Origin of the sequence: Sinomicrobium kalidii (genome assembly GCF_021183825.1) — a bacterium.
Lineage (GTDB): Bacteria > Bacteroidota > Bacteroidia > Flavobacteriales > Flavobacteriaceae > Sinomicrobium > Sinomicrobium kalidii.
In genome coordinates, this window is sequence record NZ_CP089211.1 from 462,883 (window position 1) to 476,865 (window position 13,983).

Sequence of the window (13,983 nt, forward strand, 5' to 3'; positions counted from 1 at the left end):
CAGTTATAAACTTCTTAAGTTAATATACCTTCTTGTGTACCCAGATACCATATCCACTGATATAAACAAAGCAGAGCAGCGGTAATATAAATGAAAAATTCACTTCCCGTACACCGGCGATGGTTATATCGGCTACCCCCGAGCCTCCAGCATCTATGATCAGTGCCTGAAACTGGGGCATAAGGGCTCCTCCAACAATGGCCATCACCAGACCTGCAGCTCCTATTTTCGATTGCTCCTCATTAAGACCCTCCAGGGCTATACCGTAAATGGTGGGGAACATCAGTGACATGGCAAAGGATATCCCCACTATGGCATACAGTCCGAACATCCCGTTTATCCAAATGGTTCCTATACAAAAGATAATGCCCAGTACTGCAAACAGCATCAATAACCTTCCGGAACTCATAAAACGGAGCATGTATGTGCCTATGGCCCGGCCAACAAGGAAGAGGATAAAAGCGACAAACTGATAATACGCCGCATCGTCACTGCTCACTCCCAGTCCTTCTGCATACTGATATATGTAGGTCCAGCACATGATCTGCGCTCCTACATAGAGTATTTGTGCGAGTACCCCGAAAATATATTTTTTGTTTCGAAAAAGCCCTAAAAATGTCTCCTTCAGGCTCGGTATCCCCCCTTCATCCTTTACCTGTGGCATCTTATTGACCGCAATAAGTACAAATACGGCCAGGATCACCAGTCCAAGGGCTACATAGGGATCTCTTATCACCATAAGGTCCGAAGTCCGGATCATTACCTTGGAAGCTTCGTCCAGTGCGCTGAAATTTTCTACATCTACCGATTGCAGTTTCCTAAGTACAAACTGCTGTGCCACCAGAAGACCAAGCACCAGTCCCAGGGGATTAAATGCCTGGGCCAGGTTAAGCCTTTGTGTAGCGGTTTTCGTAGCTCCCATGGCCAGGATATAAGGATTGGCCGTTGTTTCGAGAAAGGCAAGACCAAAAGTAAGGATATACAATCCGAGACAGAAAAACCAGAATTTTTCGGTTATGGCCGCCGGATAAAACAACAGAGCACCGCCTGCATACAGGGCCAGTCCGATAAGGACCCCGGTTTTATAGGAATATTTTCTGACAAACAATGCTGCGGGAAGGGCCATGCAAAAATACCCACCGTAAAATGCCATTTGTACCCACGCAGCCTGGGAATTACTGAGTTCCAGCACCTTTTTAAAGGCTTGTACCATGGGGTCGGTTACCGCATTGGCAAAGCCCCACAGGGCAAAGAGGGAAGTCACCAGGATAAAAGGCAGCAGGTGCTTCCGGGGGACCACCGGGGGTAATATGTCTTTCTTCACTATTGTATGGGTTTTAATTAGGGTTGATTGCTATTGATTTTTTATTATCGGGTATGGGAATTAATTTGGTTTTTCAGGTCAATGCCCTGTCCAGATGAACATAGCCTCCGTCTACGTACACCAGTTGTCCGGTGGTATGGCTTGATTTGTCGGAAAGGAGAAAAGCCACGGTATTTGCTATTTCTCCTGCCGTAGTCATCCGGTTTTCCAGGGGAATTTTTTCCGTAATGGTCTTTAGTTTTTCTTCCGGGTCCGGAAAAGTCTTTATCCATTTTTCATACAGGGGTGTATAACATTCCGATACGATCACCGCATTGACACGGATACCGTACGGAAGCAATTCTACGGCCCATTCCCTGGTCAGTGCGTTTCTTCCGCCGTTGGCAGCCGCATATCCGGACGTACCGCCCTGCCCGGTAAGCGAGGTTTTGGAACCGATATTGACAATGGCACCGCCGTTCTTTTTCAGTTCGGGCAATATGTGATGTGCCATAAGGTAATAATGGGTGAGGTTTTTATTCAGGGATGCCACAAAGCTTTCGTAGGAACCGTTTTCCAGGCTGACACCGTCATTAACACCCGCGTTGTTCACCAGGCCGTCTATTCTGCCATGTTTTTTTAATACTTCGGCAATGGCATTTTCACATGCCCCGGGGTCCGTAAGCTCACCGATAACGGCACTTGCCTGCCTCCCCTTTTCTTCAATGGCCCGAACGGCTTTTTGGTTGTCCCCGTCATTTCTCCCCACAATTACGGGAATGGCTCCTTCCCCGGCAAGCACTTCACATATGCCATATCCAATACCTTTCGCTCCGCCGGTTACTATGATTATCTTTTTGTCTAAATTTAAATCCATACCTTCATTTTCCTGTTTTCTGGCACAATTTAAGGGCTAAAATTAGCTTAAAAAAAATTTATATGCCCCATTATTAACGATTTAACATTTACGGTTCAGATTGTTTCATTCGTTTGTCCTTAAACAAAACCTCCAAGTGGTTGATTTGCTTTCTATTTGCGGTTCAGGTCCGGTCCCAACCACACTTTTTCTCCAGCAGGAAGTTCCACTTCCGCTTCCTTTCCGTCATAGAACAGCCTACAGGTTTCGGCCTTTTTGGAATATAAGCCAAGCCTGATCAATTTTCCTTCTTTCCAATGTATATCCACCTCGGTATTCCCCCTTGCCACAAGCCCTTTTACATTTCCGGAATCCCAGTTTCCGGGCAATGCGGGAAGTATGCGGATAAAGCCTTCATGCGACTGCATCAGCAGTTCGGCCACACCGGCAGTAAAACCGAAATTACCGTCTATCTGAAACGGCGGGTGCATATCAAACATATTATCTGCCGTGGATATCTGTAAAAACTTCCGGATATTTTCTTCGGCGGCAACTTCATCCAGCAAACGGGCATTGAAACTGATCATCCACGCACGACTCCATCCGGTTCCCGCACCGCCGTGTTCCAGGCGATAATCGATCGTCTTCTTTGCCGCTTCAAAGGCTTCCTTATCTTTTGAGGTGATCTTGCTGCCCGGATGCAGTGCATACAAATGCGACATGTGCCGGTGTCCTTTTTCAGCTTCCCCGTAGGGTTGATTCCATTCGAGAATCCTTCCGTCATTTCCTATCACTATCCCGGGATGAAGGTTTTGCAGTTTGGCTTTTACTTCCGCAGTAAACTCATTGTCTATACCCAATATACGGGCGGCACTAAGGGTGTTTTCAAATACCTCACCTATGATCTGATGCCCCATTGCGGCACCTGCAGCTACTGCAGCAGGCTTTCCGTCTTCAGCGATATATGAATTTTCCGGAGATGTTTCGGGAACGGATATCCAGTTCCCGTTTTCGTCTTTCACCAGCCAGTCCAGGTAAAAAGAGGCAAAGGCTTTCAGGGCCTGGTATCCCCGATCACGGAGGAACGTCGTGTCGCAGGTATAGCGATAATGCTCCCAATAGTGTTGTACCAGCCATCCGCCCCCGTGTATCCACGAGCCCCAATAAGGCCGTTCGGCACGCATCCACGCCGGTGCCCATAAGTCGGTGGTGTGGTGTACTACAGTCCCCCGGTCTATTCCGTATTGTTCTCTGGCCGTGATCCTTCCCCGTTCGATCACCCTGTCCCCAAAATCAAAGAGCGGCATATGGTACTCACTTAAATTGGCAACCTCCGCTGGCCAGTAGTTCATCTGTAGATTAATATTCAGGTGATAGTCGGCATTCCACGGGGCTTCGATATGTTCGTTCCATATCCCTTGCAGGTTTGCCGGATTCGTACCCGGAGCAGATGATGAAATGAGTAAATATCTTCCGTACTGAAATAATTTTGCTATGAGGTCGGGGTCTTCCTTCCCGTCTTTTATTCGCTGTAACCTCTCATCCGTAGGAAGGGAATCCAGTTCCTTACCGCCGAGATCGAGTACCACTCTTTTATAGGATCGTTGATAATTGCTGACATGTGACTGCAGAAGTTCATCAAAGGTCTTGTCTTTAACCGCGGCCAGTACCCGGGTATTCTCGCTTTCATAGTCATCGTGATAAAACGATGTGCTTCCCGAGAGGATAAGCGTAGCTTTTTTTACATTTTCCAGTCGCAATGTTCCGTTAGCTGCCTTAACAGAACCGGAAGTATGCTTCACCTGAAGCCTGGTTTCAAATTTCACCCCGTCATCTATGGGATAGGGTTCAGAGTTTATAACTCCACCGTATTGGGTTACCGTACCTTTCATGCTGATCTCATTCCGGGAAGGGTTGGTAACCGTTACCGTAAGGTGCCCGTGATCTTCCGGACGATCCATCCTGAGCGTAAAATTCATTCCGTCTTCGGCAGTTGTAGTAAGCTCTATTGCCAGGATCTCATCTGCTTCGGACGTAAATACTTTTTCGGTATATGAATTGCCTCCAGCTGTATATCGTACGGAAGCAACGGCACTATCAAGGTCCAGTGAGCGGATATAATTTTTTGCTTCCTTTTCCCTGTCGAAATCAATATACAAATCGCCCATGGTCTGGTGGGAACGCAGTGTGGTTTTATAGGAAAACCGTTCCACGATCTCCTTGTCTGCTTCATGTACCTTCCCTTCTTTCACCAACTCACGAAGGTGTTCCAGGTCTTCCGGGCTTCCTTTAGAATTACCGAGGTCCGGTGCCCCGGGCCACATCGAATCTTCATTTAACTGGATGCGTTCGTGTGTCGGGTCTCCGAAAACCATCGCCCCGAAACGTCCGTTACCTACCGGGAGCGCTTCCATCCATTCGCCTGCCGGCTGACGGTACCAGAACTTATCTGTACTGCTCTCTTCTCCGGTTTCCCGATTACAGGAGAATAGTGCAAAAGCGGAAATGATATATAAAAACACGGTGCGTTTTGCTTTTTTCATACGATGGTTTAATTTTCGGTCCCTTTGATCTTAAACGTCCATGCCCGGGTATTGCCGACTGCACGTAATGCTTTACCGGGAATGGAAACGGTTACGCCCTTGCCTTCGGTATACTTCCATTCCAGGGGGTGTTCGTAACCGAGTAAAAATACTTTTGAGTTCTCTTCAGGTTTCAGGCTGTTAAACTGAATGTGGTTTCCGGGCTTTTTAAAGGATACCGCATAGTAATACGGAGTTCCCTTTTTCCTGGTAAAACGAATATCATCGCCCTGTTTATAGGAACCCGGGTTTTCGGTTCCGTATATAGCTTCGCCATTGACTTTGAGCCAGTTCCCGATATCTTCGAGCCGCGTTACACTCGGACCGGGAATATTCCCCTGTGCATCGGGCCCGATGTTTAACAGGTAATTCCCCCCTTTGGCAGCAACATCGACCAGGTTGCGAATCAATGTTTCCGAGGATTTCCAGTTATCATCATCACTTCTGTATCCCCAGGTATCGTTCATGGTCATACAGGATTCCCAATCAAAATCGGAAGTGCCGTCCAGTATTTCCTGTTCCGGTGTACCGAAGTCCCCGGCATAGTCGTTATCATCCCGGTTCATTCCCTGCATGCCCTGTCGCCCTTTGTCCACGCGATTGTTGATAATGATATCCGGCTTCAGGCTACGCACGTATTGATACAGTTCAAGTCCCTGTTCATGGGTAAATTCTTTTTCCCATTCTCCATCAAACCAAAGGATGGCGGGATCATAGGCTGTTATCAATTCCTTTAACTGGGGTTTGAGGTAATTTTCGAAGTAATCGGCAAAGCGTTCTTCATTGTTTTCCGAGGGTTCACCTCCTGCATAAGTATCGGCGTGGGCATCGGGATGATGCCAGTCCATAATGGAGTGGTAAAGGCCGAACTTTATCCCCTGTGCCTTACAGGCATCTGATAACGCTTTCAATATATCCTTGCCGTAGGGCGAAAAATCGACAATGTCATAATTGCTCACATCCGAATCCCAAAGGCAAAAACCGTCGTGATGTTTGGAGGTGATGACCATATATTTCATCCCCGCATTTTTCATAACGGCAACCCAATCTTCGGCATTGAAGGCCGTAGGGTTGAACTCCCTGGCATATTGTTCGTAAACATCCACGGGGATTTTGGCGTTGCGCATAATCCACTCCCCGATCCCGTCTACTTTTTTCCCTTCATACTTTCCGGCAGGGACGGCATAGGCTCCCCAGTGAATGAACATACCGAAACGGGCGTCCCGCCACCATGCCATACGTTCGTTGAATGCTTCATCAGACTCTTCCAGGTAGTTTACCGTTTCTTCCTCCGGTATTTCCTTTGCCGACTGATCTTCGGATTTCTGCTTTTCCTTACATGCCGTGGCCAGCAGTACCATAAGCACTAAAAAATGTAATGTTCTCATAAGTTTTGGTGTTATTGCGGTTATAGTGTTTTTGCCATAAGTTAAATGTCCATTACATAACAAAACTTGATTTTCGGGAAAAAGATTGAACAGAGATTGATATTACATCTTTCAATCCCATTCAATCTTTCGGCGTAGCCGAATCAATCTCCCATCAATATTTTACAATTCTTGGTCAACAATACATCATTCAACATTGCCCAAATCAAATGCTGTCATTTATTCTGATATTGCAGAAATCCCGTAAAACTGCATTGCATTTTGTCCCATAATTTCCGGGAGCTCACTTTGACTAAAATACTCCCGGACAATCTTCAGTACTTCTTTATATTCTGCAGCAACCAGACAAACGGGCCAGTCCGAACCGAACATAAGCCTGTCTGTTCCGAAAGCCTCGGTAACAATGTCCAGAAAAGGAGTAAAATCCTCTTGTTTCCAGGAAAAATTATCGGTTTCCGTGACCATCCCGGAGAGTTTGCAATACACATTTTCACTTTTGGCGAGTTCACGGATGTTTTTAGTCCATTCCGGGTCAGGTCTTCCGGATATTTCCGGTTTGGCTATATGGTCCAGTACAAAACGCTGCCGGGGAAATTTACGGACCAGGTCAACAGCTGCCGGTAATTGACGGGCATATACCAGAATGTCGTAAGTGAGGCCGAAAGGCTCCAGGGCTCCTATTCCTTTCCGGAAACCCTGCCGCAGCATAAAGTCATCTGCTTCGCCCTGAACGATATGGCGTACCCCCTTAAAAAGCAGGTTTTCTGAAAAACGCGCCAATGATTCCGCCACATTTTCCGCCCGGAGGTCTGCCCAGCCTACTACGGCTTTAACAAACGGGTTTCGGGCGGCACACTCCAGGAGGAATTCCGTTTCGTCTTCAGACTGGTCGGCCTGTACAGCCACACATCCGTCCATTTCGTTCGCTTCCAGAACGGGTTTCAGGTCGGAAGGCATAAAGTCTCTCCGGATGACCTTCATGGTATCATCGATCCATGCATCCCGTTCCGGATCGTACTGCCAGAAATGCTGATGAGCGTCTATAAACATCCTTATTCCTTTTTGGTGTTGTTTTCCCGGAAAAACGAATCCCGGTTTTAAGATTACTTCGTTTTATAAGCCACGGCTTCCTGTCTTGCCGATCCGAGCCCTTCTATCCCGAGTTCCACAACATCACCGGGTTGGAGGAACCTTGGCGGGTTAAGACCTAACCCGACACCTGCCGGAGTTCCGGTGGAAATAACATCACCGGGCAACAGGGTCATGAATTCACTCAAATAACTGATAACGGTGGGGACATCAAAAATAAAATCGGAGGTATTGGAACTCTGAAGCAATTCTCCGTTCACCTTTAACCACAGGTCCAGGTTGTGCGGGTCAGGTTTTTCATCGGCTGTTACCAGGTAAGGCCCCAGAGGAGCAAAAGTGTCGCAGCTTTTTCCTTTCACCCATTGTCCGCCGCGTTCCAATTGGTAAGTCCTTTCGCTGTAATCGTTGTGGAGGACATACCCGGCTACATAATCCATGGCTTCTTCTTTGGTAACGTAAGACGCTTTTTTGCCGATAACCACGCCCAGTTCCACTTCCCAGTCCGTTTTTTCGGAACCCCGGGGAATGACCACCGGATCATTCGGGCCTACGATAGAAGAGGTGGCCTTGAAAAACACCACGGGTTCTTTCGGTACATCCATACCGCTTTCTGCCGCATGTTTGGCATAGTTCAATCCTATACAGATCAGTTTGGAAGGCCGTTTTACCGCGGGGCCGAAACGGAATCCCTCCGGAGGTGCGGGACAGCTATCCTTATGATCCTGTAACCATTCCTGCAAACGCCGGATGCCGTCCGTATCAAAAAAATCTTCCGTATAATCTTCCCCGAAAGCGCTTACGTCAAGCTGCTTTCCGTCCGGTAATTCTACACCCGGTTTTTCCTTTCCTTCGGGACCAAATCTGAATAATTTCATTCGTTATGTATTTGTTATTTATTGTTCGTAATTCATGTTTGTGGCTACCTGTCCCCCGCTGCTTTCAGTATCTTGTACCCGAGGTAAGTGATGTTCATTATCCAATCATCCCATTATCGAATCACCTTATTGCCACCCGGTTGAGACGCACTGCCGTACGTTTTCAACTGTTTAATTTAATAAATCCGCCGTCCAACGGATAATCGGTTCCCGTGGTGAACGAGGCTTCGTCCGAACACAGGAAATAGGCCAGGTTGGCCACTTCTTCCGGTTTGGCCATTCGTCCTATGGGCTGGGTTTTGGACAGGGTATCGTACATCTCCTTTTCCTTTCCGGGATAATTCTTGGCCAGGAAACCGTCTACAAACGGGGTATGCACCCTTGCCGGGGAAATACTGTTACAGCGGATGCCATGAGCAACATAATCTTTTGCTACCGAATATGTCATGGTCAATACCGCACCCTTCGTCATTGAATACGCAAAACGGTCGGCTATGCCCACATGAGAGGCTATCGAGGCCATATTGATAATAACTCCGCCACCACTTTTTTTCATATGCGGTACCGTTGCATGGATGCAATTATACACGCCTTTTATATTTACGGCAAAGAGTTTGTCCATCTCGGTTTCTGTTGTGGTTTCCACCGTACCGATATGGGATACTCCTGCATTATTGATAAGAATATGAATGGTATTGGAGGCGGCAATGTCGTCTATCAATTTTATGACCTGCGACTGGTCACTGACATCACAGGAAATAATCCGCAGCTTACCGTCGTTGTATTTTGCAAAGGCTTCCGCGGCACCGTCGGTATTTCGCTCCAGCATAAAAACAGTGTGCCCGTTGTCCAGAAATACACGGGTTATGGCTGCACCGATACCGGAGCCGCCTCCTGTTATAATCACATTTTTTGACATCTTATATCTGTTTTGTTTACGTATTCTATTACTGTGCACATTTATATGCTCTTTCCCAAAGTTAAAACGGAAAATGCATAAAAATACTTCCGTAACCTTTTATTTTATAAGGATATCCCCCTTTTCCAGGGAATAAAATCATCTTGTTGCAGTTTTTGCGCACAAGTTTGTCTTTCTCCGCTCGCAACGGCAATAATGAAATCCATTAATTCATCGGCCAGTTTTTGTTGGGACATTCCCTCTGAAAAAAGCCTTCCCGCATCAAAATCAATAATGTCTTTCATTTTTTGAGGGAGTATAGAGTTAGACGATATTTTTACAACGGGACAAACCGGGTTTCCCGTTGGCGTTCCGAGTCCGGTGGAAAAAAGGATGATATTAGCCCCCGACCCTGCAAGTCCGGTAGTGGATTCCACATCGTTTCCGGGAGTACACAAAAGGCTGAGCCCTTCACGGGTGGCATATTCTCCGTAGTCCAGTACGTCCGACACGGGGCTCCTCCCTCCTTTCGTCGCCGCCCCTGCCGATTTTATGGCATCCGTGATCAATCCGTCCCGGATATTTCCCGGTGAAGGGTTCATATCGAAACCGGACCCTACTTCCTGCGCCCTCGCTTCATAGTTCCGCATCAGCCGAACGAATTTTTCGGCGGTTTCCCTCATTGCGCAACGGTCTATCAAATCCTGTTCCACTCCACACAACTCCGGGAACTCGGACAGGATACTCTTTCCTTTTAATGCATTTATCCGGTCTGCAACCACTCCGATCAGCGGATTGGCCGATATACCGGAAAAACCGTCCGACCCTCCGCATTCCAGTCCCAAAGTAAGTTTGCTTAAAGGCGCTGCTGTTCGCTGACAGCGATTCGCCTCATCCAAACCTTCAAAGGTGGTCCGGACGATCTCTTTCAGCATAGCATGTTCCGAAGGATACTGCTGTTGCTCAAAAAAGAAAAGGGGTTTTCCCAGATCATCCCCCGTTTGCCCCAGGGCTTCTTCCAGCATGGTTATCTGCGCGTGCTGGCACCCCAGGCTCAATACGGTAACTCCTGCTACATTAGGATGGCGAATATAACCTGCAAGCAGGTTTACCAGCAGTTGGGTATCCTGACGTGTTCCGCCGCAGCCTCCTTCATGTGTAAGGAACTTTATCCCGTCAATATTGGGGAATACCTTTGATGTCTCAACAGGAGATTCAATTTCTTCTTCTCGCTTACGAAGTTTTCCGGCCAGTTCCCGCACCATCAGTTTATACGGGTTTTCCCTGCGGAACCCGAGTTCTGTTTCCAGCGCCTCCTGCAATACTTTCAGGTTCCTGTTCTGACAGAATACGAGAGGGATAAACAACCAGTAATTGGCCGTTCCCACCTGGCCGTCTTTTCGATGGTAGCCGAGAAAGGTACGGTTGACATACGCGCTTACATCGGGGGCCTGATGGTGATATTCCTGTTTTCCTATATGATACGGGGCTGCCACATGTCTGGTGTTTTCTACGGTAAGCATGCTTCCCGAAGGCAAAGCGGCAGTGAGTTTTCCTACCGGAACGCCATACATGAAAACCGTATCGCCCGCATTCATGGGGTTCAGGGTAAATTTGTGTTTTACCGGGATCTCCTCTGCCAATTGCAGGGTTTCCCCGTTTACCTCCAGCCTGTCATTTTTGTTCAAGTCCGAAAGAGCTACGGCCACGTTGTCCTCAGGGTGTATTTTCAGATACTGTTCCAATGATCTTGTAGTACTATGTTAATATGTTCCTATCCCCGAAACAGGGAATCTCCTCCCGCAAAGTCTTACTAAATTTCACTTTTTGCCCAACAGCGCAAACAATCTTACGGGAATTTCAAAAGTAAATAGTTTTTCAACGGGAAAGTTCTTATATCTTTGCTCTCAGTTGTACAATTTTTGCATAAATGGTATCCTAACAAAAAATGTGGTATGGATTTGCATTTCCTGCATAAAAACCTGGAGACAAATTTTAAAGTCTCACATCAAAAAGAAAGGGAGTTTCTGAAATTATGGCATTATCACCCGGAATTTGAACTGGTTTATATTGCCAGGGGGAGGGGAACCGTATATGTTGGTGACCATATAGGCCCCTATCAACCGGGAAATGTTTTTTTAATCGGCGCTCACCTCCCCCATATGTTTGAAACTTCTTTTACGGGCGAAGAAGGTGAAGAAGAAATATCGGAGGCCTACGTCATACACTTCAGTGAGGAATTCATCAGGGGGTTTTACAGAAACACAATAGAGTTCGGCTATGTCTCTTCATTGATCAACCATGCCGTAACCGGGTTGTTTTTCCCCGCCCCCGGAAAAAAGACCCATAAAACTTTTAAAAAGACCACGGGCAGCAACATCCAGGAAAATACGCTTCATTTTCTGCGTATGCTGTATTTACTCCACCAAAAGGAAAAGGAACATATGGCCAGCCCAGCATGGATAAAACAGTTCGATTCGGGAGATAAAAAACTGAACAGGATACTGCAATATATCATGCTCCATTTCCAGGAGGAACTTTCCCTGAGCGAGATCGCTTCCCGGGCCGGTATGAACAAAACCGCTTTTTGCAGGTACTTTAAAATGAAAACGGGAAAGTCATTTGTCGAGTTCCTGAATGACCTCCGGGTAAGTTTTGCCTGCAAATCCCTCATGGAGAAAAATGCTTCCAGGTCTATTTCGGATGTGTGTTATGCTTCAGGGTTTAACAGCCTGTCGTATTTTCATCGTATCTTTAAACGCAGTAAAGGAGTATCACCGTCAACGTATTGCGGCAGGTAGCTTTTGATTTCGATATAGCCGTCATATTTACTCTGCACCGGCCAAGTATAATCCGAACCGGATCTTCCAGTAGGGCATTTCCCCGTCAAAATAATCAAAATAGGAACGCAGGCTTTCCGGGTCACCGAGTTTTTCCCTGGCTTTTCCCACTGCCTTTGTCTCTTCGGATGAAATAAACTGTGTGAGTTCTACGTCTTCCCCCTCCCGGTGCTTGGTTAAAAAATGTCCCAAAATCGTATCTTCCTTGAGTTCCCGTTTTTTTGCTATTTCTTCAACTGTAAGTCCTTCGCGGTAAAGAACGAAAGTGCGGTCCTGGGTAGGGAGCTGTTTTAGTTGTTCCTCGCGGTGTGCTGCTACCACTTTCAGGAAACGGTTTGCATATTTTTCACTTTTCACCTGTCCCACACCACTTACCTGTTCAAATTCTTCCGCATTTACCGGTAACCTGGATTCCATATCCTTTAAAGAGGCATCGCTGAAAACAATATATGCCGGGACTTTTTCCTCCGATGCAATTTCAGAACGCAGTTGCCGCAACTTGCTGAACAGTGTATTTTCCGGTTCTTTTTTTGTACGGGGCCCGGCGGTTTCTTTTACAGGCTGTACCAGAGTTGCCAGTTGTACTTTTTCTCCTTCAAACAAAACTGCCCTGGCCAGCGGGGTGAGCACCAGGCGTCCGTTTTCGTGAAAGCGGACTTCCAGTATGCCCCGGTTGACCATTTGGATAATATATTGCTGCAAATCCCGCCACGAAATATCTTTTACGGTACCGTATGTTTTTATCTGGTTGTACCCTTTTTCAAAAACCGCTGCATTTTGCGCCCCCCGAAGCACATCCGCCACCATTCCCAGGGCTTCCTGTTCTTTTAACCGTGCTACGGCGGAGCACACTTTCTGAGCAAGCACCGTACCGTCAAAATACCGGGGCGGGGTTTTGCAGATATCACAATTACCACAGTTTTCAGACAGGTGCTCCCCGAAGTAATTGAGCAGGGCCACCCTGCGACAACTGAGTGCTTCCGCAAATTGCTGCATGCGCTCCAGCTTGGCCAGCTGAAATGTCTTTGTAGACGAATCTTCCGCAAACTTCCGCAGCTGTATAACATCGGAAAAACTATAGAACAAAAGGGTATGTGCAGGTAGTCCGTCACGGCCGCTACGGCCGATTTCCTGATAATATCCTTCGATATTCTTGGGCATATTGTAATGTATGACCCAACGGACATTGCTTTTGTCGATCCCCATACCGAATGCAATAGTGGCTACTACTACAGATGAACGGTCGTGAATAAAATCTTCCTGTACGGCTGCACGTTTATCTGCAGGCATTCCGGCATGATATGCACTGGCTTTATAACCATTTTGCCGTAATTTTTCAGCAAGCTTTTCCGTGCCTTTCCGACTGAGGCAATAAATAATCCCGCTTTCTTCGGGCCTGACACGCAGAAAATCCAGGATATGCCGGATACGGTTATTCCCGGGACGAACTTCGAGATAGAGGTTCTTCCGGTCAAAAGAAGCCATATGTTGCGATGCCTCCGGAATGTTCAGCTGCCGGCGTATATCTTCCCTTGTGGTCTGATCTGCCGTCGCCGTAAAAGCCGCTACCGGAGCCCCGGGGAAAGTGGTTTTTAAATTTTCCAAACGGGTATAGGCCGGGCGGAAATCGTGTCCCCAGGCCGATATACAATGGGCCTCATCCACCGCGATAAGGTTTATGGAAGTGTTTGTCAGCAAAGGAATAAGCTGTGGAAGGCTTTCCGGGGCAACATACAATAGCTTCAGTTTTTGCTCCCGAAGTCCGGAAAATACTTTTTCCTGCTCTTCCGGAGACTGCATACTGCTGTAATATGCGGCAGCAATACCATTGGCCTGCAAAGCATCGACCTGATCTTTCATCAGGGCAATGAGCGGTGATATCACTACAGCCGTGCCGGGCATCATCAGGGCGGGTAACTGGAAACACAGCGATTTGCCCCCTCCGGTCGGCATTACGGCAAGCACATCCTTTTTGTGAAGTATATCGGTAATTATATGTTCCTGGTTGGGACGAAAACTGTCGTACCCGAAATGTGTTTTCAGAACCTGTAAAGTATGCTTCGTATCAATCATGGGTAGTAGAAAACAGAAAATTAAGAATGTGTGAATAAACCGCAATGAGAATTATAAAACGCCCATTGCATAAAAGAAG

The 13,983-nt window shown here is 47.1% G+C and carries 10 protein-coding genes; 1 reads left to right on the plus strand and 9 read right to left on the minus strand.

Features of this window, described 5'->3' with window-relative positions; genetic code table 11:
- Positions 1-19: 19 nt before the first annotated feature.
- The 8 genes from fucP to LS482_RS01745 all read right to left on the minus strand — a co-directional run bounded on the left by fucP (position 20) and on the right by LS482_RS01745 (position 10,736).
- Positions 20-1,324: an L-fucose:H+ symporter permease gene (fucP, locus tag LS482_RS01710; protein ID WP_233030014.1), complete on the minus strand. Its 1,305-nt coding sequence runs from the start codon at positions 1,322-1,324 to the stop codon at positions 20-22.
- A gap of 73 nt (positions 1,325-1,397) precedes the next feature.
- A complete protein-coding gene (locus LS482_RS01715) occupies positions 1,398-2,180 on the minus strand; it encodes an L-fucose dehydrogenase (protein WP_233030015.1) in 783 nt (260 codons plus the stop codon).
- Positions 2,181-2,332: 152 nt separating this feature from the next.
- A complete protein-coding gene (locus LS482_RS01720) occupies positions 2,333-4,702 on the minus strand; it encodes a glycoside hydrolase family 95 protein (RefSeq protein ID WP_233030016.1) in 2,370 nt (789 codons plus the stop codon).
- Between the two features lie 8 nt (positions 4,703-4,710).
- A complete protein-coding gene (locus LS482_RS01725; RefSeq protein WP_233030017.1) occupies positions 4,711-6,129 on the minus strand; it encodes an alpha-L-fucosidase in 1,419 nt (472 codons plus the stop codon).
- A 219-nt stretch (positions 6,130-6,348) separates the two neighbouring features.
- Entirely contained in the window at positions 6,349-7,179 is an 831-nt protein-coding gene (locus tag LS482_RS01730; protein WP_233030018.1) for an amidohydrolase family protein, read from the minus strand.
- A gap of 53 nt (positions 7,180-7,232) precedes the next feature.
- Positions 7,233-8,093 (minus strand): fumarylacetoacetate hydrolase family protein, encoded by an 861-nt coding sequence (locus tag LS482_RS01735; RefSeq protein WP_233030019.1) that lies wholly within the window; start codon positions 8,091-8,093, stop codon positions 7,233-7,235.
- 163 nt (positions 8,094-8,256) lie between these two features.
- Positions 8,257-9,012, minus strand: coding sequence for an SDR family NAD(P)-dependent oxidoreductase (locus LS482_RS01740; protein WP_233030020.1), 756 nt, complete (start codon positions 9,010-9,012; stop codon positions 8,257-8,259).
- A 104-nt stretch (positions 9,013-9,116) separates the two neighbouring features.
- Entirely contained in the window at positions 9,117-10,736 is a 1,620-nt protein-coding gene (locus LS482_RS01745; protein WP_233030021.1) for a UxaA family hydrolase, read from the minus strand.
- 210 nt (positions 10,737-10,946) lie between these two features.
- Between LS482_RS01745 and LS482_RS01750 the strand changes: the two genes are divergently transcribed.
- On the plus strand, positions 10,947-11,792 hold the full coding sequence (locus LS482_RS01750) for an AraC family transcriptional regulator (RefSeq protein ID WP_233030022.1): 846 nt from the start codon (positions 10,947-10,949) through the stop codon (positions 11,790-11,792).
- A gap of 27 nt (positions 11,793-11,819) precedes the next feature.
- Here LS482_RS01750 and recQ read toward each other — a convergent pair whose 3' ends face one another.
- On the minus strand, positions 11,820-13,904 hold the full coding sequence (recQ, locus tag LS482_RS01755; RefSeq protein ID WP_233030023.1) for a DNA helicase RecQ: 2,085 nt from the start codon (positions 13,902-13,904) through the stop codon (positions 11,820-11,822).
- Positions 13,905-13,983 lie beyond the last annotated feature (79 nt).